Source organism: Xanthomonas hortorum (assembly GCF_024339125.1).
GTDB lineage: Bacteria > Pseudomonadota > Gammaproteobacteria > Xanthomonadales > Xanthomonadaceae > Xanthomonas > Xanthomonas hortorum.
The window spans coordinates 2765540-2782438 of record NZ_CP101417.1; the positions used below are offsets into that span (position 1 = coordinate 2765540).

Here is a 16899-nt window from a genome sequence, read left to right on the forward strand (position 1 = left end):
ATCACCGGCGCGCGGTATCCTGCGCGGCGCTGGGGCAATGACGAGGTACGTGTGGCGGTGACTGGCAAACGTGGATGTCTGGCCGTGCTGGGCACGGCACTGTTGCTCGCGGCGCTGCTGGCGATTGCGGCCGTGGTGGCGTGGCGGCATTACCTGCACTTCGCCGATACACCGGTGAGCGCGAGCGCGCCCAGTGTGGTGATTGCGCCCGGCGATTCGCTCAAGGTGACGTTGCGCAAGTTGCGCGATGCCGGCGTGGCGCAGGGCACGGATCTGGAATGGCAGCTGCTCGCCCGCCAGGTCAATGCGGCCGGCAAGCTCAAGGTGGGCGAATACGCGCTGGCGCCGGCCTTGTCGCCGCGCGCGCTGCTCGAGCGCATGCGCCAGGGCCGGGTGATCCAGTACCGCTTCACGATCGTGGAGGGTTGGAATTTCCGCCAGCTACGCGCGGCGCTGGCCACCGCCACGCCGTTGCAGCAATCCATCGGCGCGCTGGACGATGCGGCTGTGATGGCGCGGTTGGGCTTTGCCAATCAGCATCCGGAAGGCCGCTTCCTGCCGGAAACCTATATCTACCAGCGCAGCGACAGCGATGTGGACGTGCTCAAGCGCGCGCACGAGGCCATGGACAAGGCGTTGGCGCAGGCCTGGGAGCAGCGCGCCCCCAACTTGCCGCTGACTTCGCCGGAGCAGGCGCTGATCCTGGCCTCCATCATCGAAAAGGAGACCGCGCTGGGCAGCGAGCGACCGCTGATTGCCGGGGTGTTCCTGCGCCGCCTGCAGCTGGGCATGAAGCTGCAGACCGACCCGACCGTGATCTACGGCATCGGCAGCAGCTACGACGGCAATATCCGCCGTCGCGATCTGACCACCGACACGCCATACAACACCTACACCCGCACCGGCCTGACCCCGACCCCGATCGCCATGCCGGGCCGTGAGGCCTTGCTGGCGGCGGTGCGTCCGGCGCCTGGCGAGGCGCTGTACTTCGTGGCGGTTGGCGACGGCACCGGCGCACACGCGTTCTCGGCCACGCTGGCCGAGCACAATGCGGCGGTGGCGCGTTACCTGCAGCGCCGCCGCCTGCCGCAACCGGAACCAACGCCATGACCGCCGCATTTTCGCCCTGGCAACAGCGCGCCTATGACCAGACCCTGGCCGCACTGGATGCCGGACGGCTCGGACACGGGCTGCTGATCTGCGGGCCGGACGGCCTGGGCAAGCGCGCGGTCGCGCTTGCACTGGCAGAGCACGTGCTGGCCAGCTCGCCGGACCCGGCGCTGGCGCAGCGCAGCCGGCAGCTGATCGCGGCCGGGACCCACCCGGACCTGCAGCTGATCTCGTTCATTCCCAACCGCACCGGCGACAAGCTGCGCACCGAGATCGTGATCGAGCAGGTGCGCGAGATTTCGCAGAAGCTCTCGCTGACCCCGCAGTACGGCATCGCGCAGGTGGTGATCGTCGACCCGGCCGATGCGATCAATCGCGCTGCCTGCAACGCCTTGCTCAAGACACTGGAGGAACCGTCGCCGGGCCGCTACCTGTGGCTGATCAGCGCGCAGCCCGCGCGCTTGCCGGCGACCATCCGCAGCCGCTGCCAGCGTCTGGAATTCAAGCTGCCGCCCGCACACGAGGCGCTGGCCTGGCTGCTGTCGCAGGGCGTTGGCGAGCGGGCTGCACAGGAAGCGCTGGAGGCCGCACGCGGCCATCCGGGGCTTGCCGCGCAATGGCTGCGCGAAGATGGCCTGGCGGTACGTCGCACGGTGACGCAGGACCTGGAGCAGATCGCCGCCGGGCGCGCCAGCGCAGTCGATGTTGCGCAGCGCTGGACCAACGACGGCCAGGCCGACCAACGTCTGCGCCACGCCGCCGACCTGGCGCTGGCACAGGCATCGGCCGGCTTGACCGATCCATCGCGGTTGCACAAGCTGGCGACCTGGTTCGACGCCGCCAATCGCACGCGCGATCTGCTGCGCACCACCGTCCGCGCCGATCTGGCGGTGACGGAATTGTTGCTGTCCTGGCGCGAGGGAGAGCGTCCGGTAAGTTCTAGGGGAACTCGATGAGTGCAATGAATGCACGCCAAGGCATTTTGTCGCTGGCGCTGAAAGACAAACCGGCGCTCTACAGCGCCTACATGCCGTTCGTGAAAGGCGGCGGCATCTTCGTGCCCACGCCCAAGCGCTACATGCTCGGCGACGAAGTGTTCCTGCTGCTGACGCTGCCGGACTCCAGCGAGCGCCTGCCGGTCGCCGGCAAGGTCATCTGGACCACGCCTGCCGGCGCGCAGGGCAACCGCGCTGCCGGCATCGGCGTGCAGTTCCCGGACGGCCCGGAAGGCGAGGCGGTGCGCAACAAGATCGAGACGCTGCTGGCGGGGTTGACGACTTCGGATAAGCCGACGCATACGATGTGAGGCTGGTGCGGGTGCAGTACGGCGTGGCGCAGCCGCGTGTGCGTGATCGCCCTCGTCTTCAAGCGGGTCATCGAAGGGAGCGGGCGTTTGAACCACGGAATCGACCGCCACGATGTCGCTGCCAGGTAGCCGGAACGCCGCACTCAGTCGCCGGAACGGGGCGTTTTCGACCGCAGCGCCAGCGCCCTGGATGAACCTGTTGACGATCGCCACAGCTGCCCTATAATGTGCGGCTCGCGTCACCGGGCGGTTAGCTCAGCGGTAGAGCATTGCCTTCACACGGCAAGGGTCACAAGTTCGAACCTTGTACCGCCCACCATCGAAATCCAGTCGCAGACAAGGGTTTCAGCGCGAGAAGAAAAGAGCCGGCCAAGTGCCGGCTTTTTGTTGTCCTGCAAGGTTTTGAGCATCTGGTTCAGTTGAGTATTTGTGCCGCCTGACAGATGTCGTCGAATCGTTGTGGCTGTCCAACGCTGCGTTTGGCGGGTGTCGCCGGCAGCGTGGATGGGCAAGGATTACGCGTAGTGGTAGCGCGCCTGAGCAATCAGCAGGATGCCGTTCTCGGCCTTATAGACAATCCGGTGTTCGTCGTTGATGCGGCGTGACCAGTAGCCCGCCAGCGCATGGCGCAACGGTTCGGGTTTGCCGATGCCCTGGAAAGGATCGCGCTGAATGGCCTTGATCAACTCGTTGATGCGTTTGAGCATCTTCTTGTCGGTCTGTTGCCAGTAGAGGTAGTCCTCCCAGGCATTGTCCGCAAACTGCAGAATCACTCAGCCAGTTCCCGTTCCTTGCCGCGACCGGCCTCAAGCTGGGCAATGGATTCCAGCAGCCGTTGCGCGCTCTTCGGGCTGCGCAGCAGGTAGGCGGTCTCTTCCATGGCCTTGTAGTCTTCCAGCGACAACATGACTACGGCGCGCTCACCGCTGCGCGTGATGATCACCGGCTCATGGTCATTGACGACACGGTCCATGGTGTCGGCCAGAGAGGCACGCGCGGCGCTGTAAGTGATGGTGTCCATGAGATGATCCGGATATGTACAGGAAATTGTACGTATGTGTCTGGGAGAGTCAACTGTCCAGTCTGCTGGCCTCCGGACTGGTTCAACGTCCCTGACCGTCATGCTATTCCGGTTGTGCCTGCTTCTTGCGGGCCAGCGAATGAATCGCCATCCTGCAACACCCCCGCGTTGAAAAAGGAGTGGCGATGAAGACGCTGCTTGGAAGTGCTCTGGTTGCGATGGTGTTGCTGGCCGGCTGTGCCCGCGATGTGGGTGAGCAGTACGTGGGCAAGTGGGTCAACGTGAAGTCGCAGAAGAACGTGCTGAGCATCGAGCACAATGGCGAGAGCTTCATCATTCGCGATACCACGCCGGAGGTGTTGGGCAGCGGCGTCAAGACAAAGAATCATCCGGCAATCTTGAACAAGGGTGTGCTGCAGGTGTCCAGCGCGGATGGCACCGTCAATTACGCGATTGATCAGGCGACCGGTCACTTGAGCACAGGCGATGCCGAGTACACGCGGGTCAAGTGATCGCTACGCGCTCGTTCAATCGGCGTGCGCTGGAGTGGGCGGCGCTGCGTGTGCGGCGGGATCGCATCACCAACGTAGCAGCGACCATTTCGTGTGGATTGCGTCGCTGTTTTGACTGCTGACCGCGATTCTTGCGTTCTCAACGACGCGCTGCCAAGCCCGGTGCTTGTGTCCTAAGCAGGCGATACCAGAGCCTGCAGCTGCGTCTTAAACACCCAAAGCCAAGTGTGCGTTTGCACCCTAAGCACGCGATGCCAAAGCGTGCGCCTGCATCCAGCGCCACAAGGTGGTACGGGAGACGCCGAGTACTTGAGCGGCGATGGCGCGATTGCCGTTTGCTCGCTCGAGCGCTGTACTGACTGCTGTTGCAGTGAGTTGCATGCGTGAGGTTGCAAGATCGGTGTGTCCGGGCGCCGTTGTGCTGTCGCCAAGGTGTATGTCGAATAGCTCTGGCGCCCAGCTTTCCAATTGATCCAGGCTCAGGTGGTCGTGTGGCTGTGCCTTCCAATGGATACACAGGCGTTCGACCAGATTACGTAGTTCGCGCACGTTGCCTGGCCACGCGTGCTGTTGCAGCCGCTGCAATGCTGTCGGTATCAGTGGCGAAGGGATACTGCCGAGTTGCTGGAAGTAATGCGTTAGCAACAAGGCGATTTCGTTGGGTCGGTTGCGCAGCGGCGGCAGTGCGATGCGCAGTGCTGCCAGCCGATAAAACAGATCGCGGCGGAAGCGTCCTTGTTCGACCAGTGTCTGCAGCGGTTGCAGGCTGGCGGCGACGACCCGCACGTCGACAGCGACCGGCAGCGTGGCGCCGACACGTAGCACTTCGCGCTCCTCCAGTACGCGCAATAAGCGTGTCTGCAGCGGCATCGGCAGTTCGCCGATTTCGTCGAGAAACAAGGTGCCTTCCTGTGCGGCTTCGATTAGGCCGGTATGGCCGCCGCGGCGGGCGCCGGTGAATGCACCGTCGCTATAGCCGAACAATTCTGCTTCCAGCAGCGATTCGCTGATGGCGCCGCAGTTGATCGCAACGAAGCGGCCGCGCCGACGGCTGCCAGCGTGCAATTGGCGCGCGACCAGTTCCTTGCCCGTGCCTGTCTCGCCGCTGATCAACACAGTGCCGGCATGTGGTGCGTACAGCTGCACCAACGCGCGCACGTGCGCCATTGCCGCGTCTTCGCCAAGCAATGCATCGGTGCGGCGAGCGCGATGTGTGCCAGTGCGACCGCTAGGGCGATCGTTATTGGGCGCGGTGCCCAAGGCGATGGCGTGTTCGAGCGCCAGGCGCACCGAATCTGCCGAATACAGCAGCACGCCGGGCAAGCCGGCCTGTTCGGCGAAATCGATCGCCATGCCGGTGCCAACGATGACCTGGATGCCGCTTGCACGCAGGTCGGCGATGCAGTCGCGCGCGTCTTCGGCGGTAACGAAGCGGCGGTGTTCTATGTCGAGGTCGAAGCTGTGCTGAAACGCGCGGAACGAGGGCACATCGGTGGCATGGGTGACCACGCCGATGCGCGGCGCGATACGTCGTGCGCGCGCTAACGCTTCCATCAGATCGAACCCGGTGGCCTGGATCGGCGCCAGCGGCAGCGCAAGCCGGCTGCGCAGATAGGCGGCGTTGGAGCCGCCGGCGACCAGCACATCACAGCGCTCGCGGCGCAGGCGCTGGCCGATGACCTCCACCGCCTCGGCAAAGCCGAGGTTGATCTGCTCGATGCGCGCGCGCTGGTCGAACTCGGGGATGACGTCGGCTAGCAGGCCGGTCAGACGCGAGACGCTGACGGTCCAGATCACGGGTGATGAGACGTCGGAAGGCTCGGGGATGGAGGGCGTGCGCATCATGCAGTCGCGTTTCAATGACGTTTCATGCTGCTCCACACGTTGCGGATTTGCAACAAATTAAAGTGGTCTCGGCGGTCAAATCAAAGGGTTACAGTTGGCATGCCACTTGCGCTTATCACCACATCTCCAACCCAGGAACCGCCATGACGTCTTCGCCCACCGCTTCCGCCGGCACGCGCTTCCGCGCCGCACTGGCTGCCGAATCGCCGCTGCAGGTGATCGGCGCGATCAACGCCAACCATGCGTTGCTGGCCCAGCGCGCCGGCTACCAGGCGATCTATCTGTCGGGCGGCGGTGTGGCGGCCGGCTCGTTAGGGTTGCCTGACCTGGGCATCAACACGCTGGAAGACGTGCTGATCGACGTGCGCCGCATCACCGATGTCTGCGAACTGCCGCTGCTGGTGGATGTGGACACCGGCTTCGGGCCGAGTGCGTTCAACATCGAGCGCACCATCAAATCGCTGATCAAGGCGGGCGCGGGCGGTTGCCATATCGAAGACCAAGTCGGCGCCAAGCGTTGCGGGCATCGGCCGGGCAAGGAGATCGTGAGCCAGGGCGAGATGGTGGATCGGGTCAAGGCGGCCGCCGATGCCAAGACCGATGCGGCGTTCTTCCTGATCGCGCGCACCGACGCGATCCAGATGGAAGGCGTGGATGCGGCGATCGAACGCGCCATCGCCTGCGTGGAAGCCGGTGCCGACGGCATCTTCGCCGAGGCCGCGTACGACCTGGACACCTACAAGCGCTTCGTCGATGCGGTGCGCGTGCCGGTGCTGGCCAACATCACCGAATTCGGCAAGACGCCGCTGTTTACCCGCGACCAACTTGCGCAGGCCGGTGTGGCAATCCAGCTGTTTCCGTTGTCTGCATTCCGTGCGGCAAACAAGGCGGCCGAGGAGGTCTATACCGCGATTCGTCGCGACGGGCATCAGCAGGCCGTGCTCGAAAGCATGCAGACACGCGAAGAGCTGTACGAACGCATCGGCTACCACGACTACGAGCAGCGTCTGGATGCACTGTTTGCGCGCAAAGGCGCATGATCGCGCTCTGCTGCGCGCACGTTTCGACACCTCATCCGTGACACCGCAACACGACATAGTTTGGGAGCTCATCGCATGAACGACACCGTCAATCCCGGCTTCAAGCCGAAAAAATCCGTTGCCTTGTCCGGCACTGCTGCCGGCAACACCGCGTTGTGTACGGTGGGCCGCAGCGGCAACGATCTGCATTACCGCGGGTACGACATTCTGGATCTGGCAACCACCAGCGAGTTCGAGGAAATCGCCTATCTGCTGGTGCATGGCAAATTGCCCAACAACGGCGAATTGCGCGGTTATAAGGCCAAGCTGCGCTCGCTGCGTGGCGTGCCGGCTGCGGTGAAAGCGGCTCTGGAACAATTGCCGCCGTCTGCCCATCCGATGGACGTGATGCGCACCGGCGTGTCGGTACTGGGTTGCCTGCAGCCGGAGAAAGACGACCACAATCATCCTGGCGCGCGCGATATCGCCGACAAGCTGATGGCTTCGCTGGGCTCGATGTTGCTCTACTGGTATCACTACAGCCACAACGGCAGGCGCATCGAGGTGGAAACCGACGATGATTCGATCGGTGGGCACTTCCTGCACTTGCTGCATGGTTTCGCGCCGAAGGAGACGTGGGTGCGTGCGATGCACACCAGCCTGATTCTGTACGCCGAGCATGAGTTCAATGCGTCCACGTTCGCGAGCCGTGTGATTGCCGGTACCGGTAGCGATATGTACAGCGCCACCGCCGGCGGCATCGGTGCGTTGCGCGGGCCCAAGCACGGCGGCGCCAACGAAGTGGCGTTCGACATACAGAAGCGTTACGACACCCCGGATGAAGCCGAGGCCGACATCAAGGCACGTGTGGAGCGCAAGGAAGTGGTGATCGGCTTCGGGCATCCGGTCTACACCGTGTCCGATCCGCGCAACAAGGTGATCAAGGAGGTGGCGCGGGAGCTGTCCGACGAGCAGGGAAGCCGCAAGATGTACGACATTGCCGAGCGCCTGGAGACGGTGATGTGGGACATCAAGAAGATGTTCCCGAACCTGGATTGGTTCAGTGCGGTGAGCTATCACATGATGGGCGTGCCGACTGCGATGTTTACGCCATTGTTCGTGCTGGCGCGCACTGCAGGGTGGAGCGCGCACATCATCGAACAGCGTGTGGACGGCAAGATCATTCGCCCCTCGGCCAATTACACCGGGCCGGAAGATCAGGTGTTTGTACCGTTGGATCAGCGCCCCTGAGAACGCGCCAGCCGTTGGAGTGGTCCACCTCGATCGCCGTCGTTCAATGAAGGCGATCGAGCTCTCGCAATCGCGATGAGAGATGGCAAAACCCCAAAGGCGTCTGAGACTCTAATCCGACTCCCGACTCCCGACTCCCGACTCCCGACTCCCGACTCCCGAAATGCCCCCGCCCGCTTCGATATCGCCAGCCATGAACAGCCAGTACCGCAAGCCCCTGCCGGGCACCTCGTTGGATTACTTCGATGCACGCGCCGCCGTGGATGCGCTGCAACCAGGCGCCTACGCAATGCTGCCTTACACCGCGCGCGTGCACGCCGAAAACCTGGTGCGGCGTGCAGAACCACAGATGCTGGAGGCGTACCTGCGCCAGCTGATCGAGCGCAAGCGCGACCTGGATTTCCCGTGGTTTCCGGCGCGCGTGGTGTGCCACGACATTCTGGGGCAGACAGCATTGGTCGACCTGGCCGGCTTGCGCGATGCGATCGCCGAGCAGGGCGGCGATCCGGCGCAGGTCAATCCAGTGGTGCCGGTGCAGTTGATCGTCGATCACTCGCTGGCGGTGGAATACGCCGGCTTCGACAAGCAGGCCTTCGCCAAGAATCGCAGTGTGGAAGATCGGCGCAATGCCGATCGCTTCCACTTCATCGAATGGACCAAGCGCGCGTTCGAAAACATGGAAGTGATTCCGCCCGGCAACGGGATCATGCATCAGATCAATCTGGAGAAGATGTCGCCGGTGATCTACACGCTCGATGGTGTTGCGTTTCCGGATACCTGCGTGGGCACCGATAGCCACACCCCGCATGTGGATGCGCTAGGTGTCATTGCAGTCGGTGTTGGCGGATTGGAAGCGGAAAACGTGATGCTCGGGCGCGCGTCGTGGATGCGCTTGCCCGACATCATTGGTGTGGAGTTGCTGGGCAAGCCAGCGCCCGGTATCACCGCCACCGACATCGTGTTGGCGTTGACCGAGTTTTTGCGTCAGCAACGTGTGGTTGGTGCGTATCTGGAGTTCTATGGCATCGGCGCCACTGCGCTGACCATTGGCGATCGCGCGACCATTTCCAACATGACGCCGGAGTTCGGTGCCACCGCGGCGATGTTCTATATCGACCAGCAAACGCTGGACTATTTGCGTCTGACCGGGCGCGAAGACGCGCAGATTGCGTTGGTGGAAACCTACGCACACCACACCGGCTTGTGGGCGGATGACTTGGTCACCGCGCAGTACGAGCGCGTGCTGCAGTTCGATCTGGCCAGCGTGGTGCGCAACATGGCCGGACCGTCCAATCCGCATAAGCGGGTGGCGACCAGAGAGCTGGCCGATCGCGGCATTGCCGGCGCGTGGGAAGACGTGCCGGGCCAGATGCCCGATGGCGCAGTGATCATCGCGGCGATCACCTCATGCACCAACACCTCCAACCCACGCAACGTCATCGCTGCCGGTTTGCTGGCGCGTAATGCAAATGCACGTGGACTGACGCGCAAACCGTGGGTGAAAAGTTCGCTGGCGCCAGGCTCCAAGGCGGTGCAGTTGTATCTGGAAGACGCCGGCTTGCTGAGCGAGCTGGAACAACTGGGCTTCGGCATCGTCGCGTTCGCGTGCACCACCTGCAATGGCATGAGCGGCGCGCTGGATCCGGTGATCCAGCAGGAGATCATCGACCGCGATCTGTATGCGACAGCAGTGTTGTCGGGCAACCGTAATTTCGACGGGCGCATCCATCCGTATGCCAAGCAGGCGTTTCTCGCATCGCCGCCGTTGGTGATTGCCTATGCCATCGCCGGCACGGTGCGCTTCGATATCGAAAAAGATGTGCTGGGTATCGATGCCGATGGCGTGGCGGTGACGCTCAAGGATCTGTGGCCCAGCGATGCGGAGATCGATGCGGTGGTGGCGCGCAGCGTCAAGCCGGAGCATTTCCGCAGCGTCTACGACCCGATGTTCAAGCGCAGCGTTGGGCAGGGCATGCAGGTGAGCCCGCTGTACGCCTGGCGGCCGACCAGCACCTACATCCGTCGCCCGCCGTATTGGGAAGGCGCGCTGGCCGGTGCGCGCACATTGCATGGCATGCGCCCGTTGGCGGTGCTGGGCGACAACATCACCACCGACCATCTGTCGCCGTCGAATGCGATCCAGGCCGGCAGTGCCGCTGGCGAATACCTTGCGCAGATGGGCGTGCCGGAAGAAGACTTCAACTCCTACGCCACCCATCGCGGCGACCACCTCACCGCGCAGCGCGCCACCTTCGCCAACCCCAAACTGGTCAACGAAATGGCCGTTGTCGATGGACAGATCACCGCCGGCTCGCTGGCGCGCCTGGAACCGGAAGGGCAGGTGCTGCGCATGTGGGAAGCGATCGAAACCTACATGACGCGCAAGCAGCCGCTGATCATCATTGCCGGTGCCGATTACGGGCAAGGGTCCTCGCGCGACTGGGCGGCCAAGGGCGTACGGCTGGCCGGGGTGGAGGTGATCGTAGCTGAAGGCTTCGAGCGGATTCACCGCACAAATCTGATCGGCATGGGCGTGTTACCGCTGGAGTTCAAACCGGGCAACGACCGCAAGACGCTGGGCATCGACGGCAGCGAAACCTTCGACGTGATGGGCGAACGCACGCCCGGCGCCACGCTGACGCTGTCGATCCATCGGCGCAACGGCGAGCAGTTGCAGGTGCCGGTGACCTGTCGTTTGAATACTGCCGAAGAAGTGTCGATCTACGAGGCCGGTGGCGTGCTGCAGCGCTTTGCGCAGGATTTTCTGGAAGCCTCTGCTGCTTAACTTACTCGAAGCTTACGAACGTGACGACCCGGCTTGCACCCGCCGGACCAGACGCGCACACTTTGGCAATCTTTGCCATCGGGAGGTGGTATGGCCACGATGAACATCTCTTTGCCTGACGAGCTCAAGCAGTTCGTCGATCAGCAAGTTCTGGAGCATGCCTACGGTTCCAGCAGCGAATACCTGCGCGAACTGATCCGCAAGCAACGGGATGTGGAACAGCTGCGCGGATTGCTTCTCGATGGGGCCAACTCCGGGCCGGCGGTTGCGATGGAGCCTGATTTCTTCCACAGCATGCGTGAGCGCGCCCAGGCACGCGCTGCCGGCAAGTGAAGCCAGTGCGTTGGCGCCCGTTGGCGCTACGCGACGTCGACGAAGCTGCGGCGTGGTATGGCGAACAAGGTGGGCTCGCGCTGGAACTGGCGTTTGCCGATGCGCTGGAATCGGCTGTCACAATGTTGATGCAGCATCCTGGTGCCGGTTCCAGCCGACATGCGGTGCTGCTGAAATTACAGGACCTGCGCGTCTGGCCGCTCAACGGGTTTCCGTATTTGATGTTCTACATCGAACGCGACACGGGCATTGTCATCTGGCGTGTGCTGCAGATGCAGCGCGATATTCCTGCGTGGATGAGCGACGGCGCGTGAGTGGTTCGACGCGAGTTGCGCGCAGAGCTTATGGCAATGCCGCAGTCGGCATGTCTTCGCTGCGATAACGATCAACTGAGATTGGCCACCCATGAATCACCTTCCCCAACTCCGCATCCCCGCCACCTATATGCGCGGCGGTACCAGCAAGGGCGTGTTCTTTCGCCTGCAGGATTTGCCTGCCGCCGCGCAGCAGCCTGGTCCTGCGCGCGATGCGTTGTTGTTGCGGGTGATCGGTAGCCCCGATCCGTATGCCAAGCAGATCGATGGCATGGGCGGGGCGACCTCCAGTACCAGCAAGAGTGTGATTGTCTCTGCAAGCACGCGCGCCGGGCACGATGTGGACTATCTGTTCGGGCAGGTGTCCATCGACAGTGCGTTCGTGGACTGGAGCGGCAATTGCGGCAATCTGTCGGCGGCGGTGGGGCCGTTTGCGATTGCCAATGGCCTGATCGACCCCGCGCGAGTGCCGCGCGATGGTGTGGCGACGGTGCGGATCTGGCAGGCCAATATCGGCAAGACCATCGTGGCGCATGTGCCGATGAGCGATGGCCAGGTGCAGGAAACCGGTGACTTCGAACTGGATGGAGTGACCTTTCCGGCGGCCGAAGTGCAGCTGGAGTTTCTCGACCCGGCCGATGCTGCAGAAGGCGAGGGCGGGGCGATGTTCCCCACCGGCAAGTTGATCGATCAGTTGGAGATTCCGGGCCTGGGCACGATCGCCGCAACGCTGATCAATGCCGGCATCCCGACCATCTTCGTCAACGCGCGCGACTTGGGTTACACCGGCACCGAGTTGCAAGAAGCGATCAATGGCGACCCGCGTGCGCTGACGATGTTCGAGACCTTGCGTGCGCACGGCGCGGTGCGGATGGGGTTGATTGCGAAAGTGGAAGATGCCGCCACGCGGCAACACACGCCGAAGGTGGCGTTCGTTGCGCCGCCGGCCGATTACGTTGCGTCCAGTGGCAAGCCGGTGCACGCGGCCGAACTCGATCTGCTGGTGCGTGCGATGTCGATGGGCAAGTTGCATCACGCGATGATGGGCACCGCCGCCGTGGCGATCGGCACCGCCGCCGCCGTGCCCGGCACCCTGGTCAATCTTGCAGCGGGCGGCGCGACGCGCTCGGCGGTGCGCTTCGGGCATCCGTCCGGCACGTTGCGCGTTGGCGCCGAGGCGCAATCGGTGGATGGCCAGTGGCAGGTGACCAAGGCGCTGATGAGCCGCAGTGCGCGGGTGCTGATGGAAGGTTGGGTGCGGGTGCCGGGTGATGTTGTGCAGGCCCAGTGATCGGCGCCGAGCGTCATGGAATGCCGCCGCCACCGCTGGCGATGTCAACGCCTCTCCCCTTGATTGGAACAGCAGGCTTAAGCCTCCTTTCTAGGCGACCCGTCACCAGGCACCGGGCCTGAGACCCAGTACGCCCCAACGCACAAATTGCACGGCCGCGTTGCATTAATTCGAACACCTTTTCGAATTCCGAAAACTTTTTCGCACGCGCTCTGCCAAATTTGTGTAAATCGTGTTAATTCTGTTGCAACGCGGCATGCAGATCAGGCCGTTCCGCCACCAGAATTCGGAGTCTTTCCCATGTCCGCCAGCCGGTCGCTCAAGATCAGCGCGCTCGCCGTCGCCGTCGTTTCCCTTCTTCCGTTCCATGCCGCTGCCCAGCAGGCGCCCAGCGACGACGGTGTCGTGCGTCTGGACGCGGTCAAGGTCACGGTCGAACGCCGTTCGGAAGACTCCAAGGATGTCCCGGTGTCGGCATCAGTGCTGCGTCCGGAATTTCTGGATGCCATCTCCACCAGCGGCTCGGATATCCGCGTGCTGGCCGGCAAGGCGCCCAGCCTCAATATCGAATCGTCCAACGGCCGTGTGTTCCCGCGCGTGTACATCCGCGGCTACGGCAACACCGACTTCAACACCTACGCCTCGCAGCCGGTGTCGCTGATCTATGACGACGTGGTGCAGGAAAACGCGTTCCTGAAGGGCTTCCCGATCTTCGATCTGGAAGGCCTGGAAGTGCTGCGCGGCCCGCAGGGCACGCTGTTCGGCCGCAATACGCCGGCCGGCGTGGTCAAGTTCAACTCGGTCAAGCCGACCATCGGCGCCAACGACGGCTACGCCAGCCTGTCGTACGGCACCTACGGCACCATGACGCTGGAAAGCGGACTGAGCATCGCGATGGGCGAGCATTGGGCAGCGCGTCTGTCCACCTTGGGCCAGCGCCGCGACGATTGGGTGGAAAACAGGGACGGCCGCGATCTGGAAGGCTATACCGACTCGGCCGTGCGCCTGCAGCTGCTGTATCAGGCCAGCGACGATTTCAGCGCGCTGTTCAACGCGCATGCGCGTCACCTGGACGGCACCGCGCGCCTGTTCCGCGCCAATATCATCCAGCCCGGCACCAACCAGTTGGTGGACGGCTTCGACGAAGAAAAATCCTTCATCGACGGCGCCAACAACCAGGAACTGCAGACCTACGGCGGCAGCGCCAATCTGACCTGGGATCTGGGCGATATCGCACTGCACTCGATCACCGCCTACGAAGGCATCGGCAAGTACTACAGCCGCGGCGATATCGACGGTGGCTTCGGCGCGGTGTTCGCACCGCCGTCCGGCCCGGGCGTGATTCCGTTCCCGGTGGAAACCGCCGGCGGCATCAAGAGCCTGGACCAGTACAGCCAGGAACTGCGTGCCGAATCGCAATACGAAGGTCCGCTCAACTGGCAGGCCGGCCTGTACTACTTCCACGACGATGTGGAAGGCGAAAACTACACCTACAACACCTTCAGCGGCGGTGATCTGGCCAGCTATCAGCTGACCCGCCAGCGCAACACTTCGTGGGCAGCGTTCGGCTCGTTGAACTATGCGGCCACCGACCGTTTGAACCTGCGCGCCGGCATCCGCTACACCTACGACAAGAAGACCTTCGACGTGCTGGCGCTGGACCGCGTCACCCTGGTCGAGCCGTCCAGCGGCGAGACCGACAACTCCAAGGTCACCGGCGATCTGGCGGCGACGTTCTCCATCAACGACGACGTCAACGTGTACGCACGTGCGGCACGCGGTTTCCGTGGCGCCAGCTTCGGCGTGCCCTCGGGCACCGCGCCGCTGACCGTGGCCGAGCCGGAGACGGTGGATTCGTTCGAGATTGGCATCAAGTCGGATCTGTTCGACAACCGCGCACGTCTGAGCTTCGATATCTACGATTTCCGCGTCAAGAACCAGCAGCTCACCGCAGTGGGCGGCGTCTCCAACGACGTGCGTCTGCTCAACGCCGACAAGACCAAGGCGCGCGGTGCCGAGTTCGACTTCGAAGCGCTGATCACCCAGAACCTGCGCGTCACCGCCGGTGGCGCCTACAACTGGACCCGCATCGACGACCCAAGCCTGTCGGTGGGCGTGTGCCGCACATGCACCGTGACCGACCCGCTCAATGCGGCCGGCAACGCGCTGATCGACGGTAATGATCTGCCACAGGCGTCCAAGTGGATGGCCAACGCCACGCTGCGTTACGGCATCCCGATGGGCAACGACGGCGAGCTGTTCTTCTACACCGACTGGTCCTACCGCAGCGAAGTGAACTTCTTCCTGTACGACTCCAAGGAATTCACCGGCCAGCCGCTGGTCGAAGGCGGCGCCAAGATCGGCTACAACTGGGGCGCGGGTGCGTACGAGCTGTCGGTGTTCTGCCGCAACTGCACCAACCAGATCCGGGTGACCGGTGCGATCGACTTCAACAACCTCACCGGCTTCATCAACGATCCGCGCATCGTTGGTGCGCAGTTCCGCGCCAATTTCTGATCGGCGTTGTGGTGTAGCACTCTCGAACCGCCGGCTATGATGCCGGCGGTTTTTTTTGGCGGCAGGAGGAGATACATGCAGCGGATATGGCGTAACGCGTGGTGGATGCTGGGGCTGTGGTGTGCGTCGGCAGTGGCGTGGGCGCAGACGCCTGCCGCGGGTGCAACGCAAGCGGTGCCAACGGCTACGTCCACCGAGTTGCTGGTGGTCTCCACCGATATCGGCGACGACATCGACGATGCGTTTGCGTTGGGGCTGTTGTTGCGTAGCCCGCAGTTGCGCGTGCTGGGCATCGCATCGGCCTGGGGCGATACCAGTTTGCGTGCACAGTTGTTGCAGCGCCTGTTGCAGCAGGCCGGGCGGAGCGAGATTCCGTTGGCGGTGGGCGCACGCACCACCAGCACTATTGCCTTCAGCCAGGCGCGTTGGGCGGCCAAGGGACAGCTGCCAGGCAAGCTGCCGGATGCGGCGCAGATGATCCTGCAGCAGGCGCGCCAGCATCCCGGTCAGGTGACCTTGCTGGTGTTGGGGCCGATGACCGACGCCGCATTGGCGCAGCAGCGCGACCCGGCCGGCTTTGCCAAGCTCAAGCGCATCGTGGCGATGGGCGGCTCGGTACGCGTTGGCTATGGCAAGTCGGCGTATCGGCCGGCCAGTGCGCCGGCACCGGAGTACAACATCCTCTCCGATGTGCCGGCAGCGCAGCGGGTGTTCGCGGCAGGCGTGCCGATCGTGTTGCTGCCCTTGGACGCCACCCAGATCACGCTGGAAGAACCCGAGCGCATCGCCTTGTTTGCACATGGCGATGGGCTCACCGATGCGCTCACTCAGCTGTACTACCAGTGGCGCAATACCGACCAGCCCTGGGCCAGCGCCACGCCTACCTTGTTCGACGCTGTGCCGGTGGCCTGGCTGCTGCGCCCCGCGCTGTGCCCGACCACGCCGCTGCATCTGGACGTCGATGCGCAGGGGTACACCCGCGAAGGCGCTGGCTTACCGAACGTGCAGGCCTGCCTGCGTGCGGACAAGCCGGCGTTGATCGACATGTACATGCGTACGTTGTTGCAGTTGCCCTAAGAGCGGCGAACAGAGCGACTTCACATCGGTCCTTTGCAGGGCCGCTGAGCTGCGACTTGGCTGCAGGGCCCTTGCCCGCCCACCATCGCGGGACACGCCGCAAGTACGTCCATGTAGGCTCTTACGCGGCATCCATGCCGCGTAAGGTCCCGCGACGGTGAGCGGGCAAGGACCAGTGGAGATGGTCGGTCTGCGTAGCTTCAACAAAAGCAACCGACGAATTCTCTTGTGCGGTGAGGGCACCGTACACTCGACCGACAAGGTTTCTTACCTGAGCTTCTGACTGCATCTAAACGGCGCTACGACTCAAGTCTCAGTGTGTCGAAGTGATTGCTCAGCGCGGATAGATCAGTCGTAGAGCGGCTGATCTGCGGTTTGGTTGCAGGGCCCTTGCCCGCCCACCGTCGCGGGACACGCCGCAAGTACGTCCGTGTAGGCTCTTACGCGGCATCCATGCCGCGTAAGGTCCCGCGAGGGTGGGCGGGCAAGGACCAGTGGAGATGGTCGGCGTGCATGTT

15 protein-coding genes and 1 tRNA gene are annotated in these 16899 nt (G+C 63.4%); 13 read left to right on the plus strand and 3 right to left on the minus strand.

Annotation, left to right across the window (positions count from 1 at the left end):
* Positions 1-51 precede the first annotated feature (51 nt).
* The 4 genes from mltG to NMB96_RS11910 all read left to right on the plus strand — a co-directional run bounded on the left by mltG (position 52) and on the right by NMB96_RS11910 (position 2735).
* The gene (gene mltG / locus NMB96_RS11895) at positions 52-1110 is read left to right on the plus strand and encodes an endolytic transglycosylase MltG (RefSeq protein WP_023902908.1); all 1059 of its coding nucleotides are present in this window, start codon (positions 52-54) and stop codon (positions 1108-1110) included.
* On the plus strand, positions 1107-2066 hold the full coding sequence (locus tag NMB96_RS11900; RefSeq protein ID WP_183086860.1) for a DNA polymerase III subunit delta': 960 nt from the start codon (positions 1107-1109) through the stop codon (positions 2064-2066). The genes mltG and NMB96_RS11900 overlap by 4 nt, the downstream gene beginning before the upstream one ends.
* Positions 2063-2416: a PilZ domain-containing protein gene (locus NMB96_RS11905; protein ID WP_003483889.1), complete on the plus strand. Its 354-nt coding sequence runs from the start codon at positions 2063-2065 to the stop codon at positions 2414-2416. Before NMB96_RS11900 ends, NMB96_RS11905 begins: the two co-directional genes overlap by 4 nt.
* Positions 2417-2660: 244 nt before the next feature.
* Positions 2661-2735 (plus strand) — tRNA-Val (locus NMB96_RS11910).
* 196 nt (positions 2736-2931) lie between these two features.
* Here NMB96_RS11910 and NMB96_RS11915 read toward each other — a convergent pair.
* Both NMB96_RS11915 and NMB96_RS11920 read right to left on the minus strand, forming a co-directional pair.
* Positions 2932-3189 carry a Txe/YoeB family addiction module toxin gene (locus NMB96_RS11915; RefSeq protein ID WP_023902910.1) on the minus strand — a complete coding sequence of 86 codons (258 nt, stop codon included), beginning with the start codon at positions 3187-3189 and terminating at the stop codon, positions 2932-2934.
* A complete protein-coding gene (locus NMB96_RS11920) occupies positions 3186-3437 on the minus strand; it encodes a type II toxin-antitoxin system Phd/YefM family antitoxin (protein ID WP_043888988.1) in 252 nt (83 codons plus the stop codon). Before NMB96_RS11920 ends, NMB96_RS11915 begins: the two co-directional genes overlap by 4 nt.
* A 185-nt stretch (positions 3438-3622) precedes the next feature.
* On the opposite strand from NMB96_RS11920, the gene NMB96_RS11925 reads away from it, so the two are divergent.
* Positions 3623-3949, plus strand: coding sequence for a hypothetical protein (locus tag NMB96_RS11925; protein WP_255084930.1), 327 nt, complete (start codon positions 3623-3625; stop codon positions 3947-3949).
* A gap of 240 nt (positions 3950-4189) precedes the next feature.
* Here the strand turns inward: NMB96_RS11925 and prpR are convergent, their stop codons facing one another.
* Positions 4190-5791, minus strand: a complete 1602-nt coding sequence (gene prpR / locus NMB96_RS11930; RefSeq protein ID WP_255084931.1) for a propionate catabolism operon regulatory protein PrpR — start codon at positions 5789-5791, stop codon at positions 4190-4192.
* A 146-nt stretch (positions 5792-5937) separates the two neighbouring features.
* On the opposite strand from prpR, the gene prpB reads away from it, so the two are divergent.
* The 8 genes from prpB to NMB96_RS11970 all read left to right on the plus strand — a co-directional run bounded on the left by prpB (position 5938) and on the right by NMB96_RS11970 (position 16381).
* Complete coding sequence (gene prpB, locus NMB96_RS11935) at positions 5938-6834, plus strand: methylisocitrate lyase (RefSeq protein ID WP_043888989.1); 897 nt, start codon at positions 5938-5940, stop codon at positions 6832-6834.
* Positions 6835-6909: 75 nt separating this feature from the next.
* The gene (gene prpC, locus NMB96_RS11940) at positions 6910-8064 is read left to right on the plus strand and encodes a bifunctional 2-methylcitrate synthase/citrate synthase (protein ID WP_255084932.1); all 1155 of its coding nucleotides are present in this window, start codon (positions 6910-6912) and stop codon (positions 8062-8064) included.
* A gap of 193 nt (positions 8065-8257) precedes the next feature.
* Entirely contained in the window at positions 8258-10849 is a 2592-nt protein-coding gene (gene acnD, locus NMB96_RS11945; RefSeq protein ID WP_183086859.1) for a Fe/S-dependent 2-methylisocitrate dehydratase AcnD, read from the plus strand.
* Positions 10850-10939: 90 nt separating this feature from the next.
* Positions 10940-11182 (plus strand): type II toxin-antitoxin system ParD family antitoxin, encoded by a 243-nt coding sequence (locus NMB96_RS11950; RefSeq protein ID WP_043888990.1) that lies wholly within the window; start codon positions 10940-10942, stop codon positions 11180-11182.
* Positions 11179-11496 carry a type II toxin-antitoxin system RelE/ParE family toxin gene (locus tag NMB96_RS11955; RefSeq protein ID WP_023902918.1) on the plus strand — a complete coding sequence of 106 codons (318 nt, stop codon included), beginning with the start codon at positions 11179-11181 and terminating at the stop codon, positions 11494-11496. Before NMB96_RS11950 ends, NMB96_RS11955 begins: the two co-directional genes overlap by 4 nt.
* Positions 11497-11587: 91 nt before the next feature.
* Entirely contained in the window at positions 11588-12787 is a 1200-nt protein-coding gene (prpF, locus tag NMB96_RS11960; RefSeq protein WP_023902919.1) for a 2-methylaconitate cis-trans isomerase PrpF, read from the plus strand.
* 300 nt (positions 12788-13087) lie between these two features.
* Positions 13088-15304 carry a TonB-dependent receptor gene (locus NMB96_RS11965; protein ID WP_043888991.1) on the plus strand — a complete coding sequence of 739 codons (2217 nt, stop codon included), beginning with the start codon at positions 13088-13090 and terminating at the stop codon, positions 15302-15304.
* Positions 15305-15409: 105 nt separating this feature from the next.
* Positions 15410-16381 (plus strand): nucleoside hydrolase, encoded by a 972-nt coding sequence (locus NMB96_RS11970; RefSeq protein ID WP_043888992.1) that lies wholly within the window; start codon positions 15410-15412, stop codon positions 16379-16381.
* The last annotated feature ends 518 nt before the right edge of the window (positions 16382-16899 follow it).

Excerpts from the sequence above, each read along its gene's own strand:
- NMB96_RS11905 (WP_003483889.1), top strand. The coding sequence starts at position 2,063 with ATGAGTGCAATGAATGCACGCCAAGGCATTTTGTCGCTGGCGCTGAAA.
- NMB96_RS11970 (WP_043888992.1), top strand. The coding sequence starts at position 15,410 with ATGCTGGGGCTGTGGTGTGCGTCGGCAGTGGCGTGGGCGCAGACGCCT.
- NMB96_RS11950 (WP_043888990.1), top strand. The coding sequence starts at position 10,940 with ATGGCCACGATGAACATCTCTTTGCCTGACGAGCTCAAGCAGTTCGTC.
- prpR (WP_255084931.1), bottom strand. The coding sequence starts at position 5,791 with ATGCGCACGCCCTCCATCCCCGAGCCTTCCGACGTCTCATCACCCGTG.
- NMB96_RS11965 (WP_043888991.1), top strand. The coding sequence starts at position 13,088 with ATGTCCGCCAGCCGGTCGCTCAAGATCAGCGCGCTCGCCGTCGCCGTC.
- acnD (WP_183086859.1), top strand. The coding sequence starts at position 8,258 with ATGAACAGCCAGTACCGCAAGCCCCTGCCGGGCACCTCGTTGGATTAC.
- NMB96_RS11900 (WP_183086860.1), top strand. The coding sequence starts at position 1,107 with ATGACCGCCGCATTTTCGCCCTGGCAACAGCGCGCCTATGACCAGACC.
- prpB (WP_043888989.1), top strand. The coding sequence starts at position 5,938 with ATGACGTCTTCGCCCACCGCTTCCGCCGGCACGCGCTTCCGCGCCGCA.
- prpC (WP_255084932.1), top strand. The coding sequence starts at position 6,910 with ATGAACGACACCGTCAATCCCGGCTTCAAGCCGAAAAAATCCGTTGCC.
- NMB96_RS11920 (WP_043888988.1), bottom strand. The coding sequence starts at position 3,437 with ATGGACACCATCACTTACAGCGCCGCGCGTGCCTCTCTGGCCGACACC.
- prpF (WP_023902919.1), top strand. The coding sequence starts at position 11,588 with ATGAATCACCTTCCCCAACTCCGCATCCCCGCCACCTATATGCGCGGC.
- NMB96_RS11925 (WP_255084930.1), top strand. The coding sequence starts at position 3,623 with ATGAAGACGCTGCTTGGAAGTGCTCTGGTTGCGATGGTGTTGCTGGCC.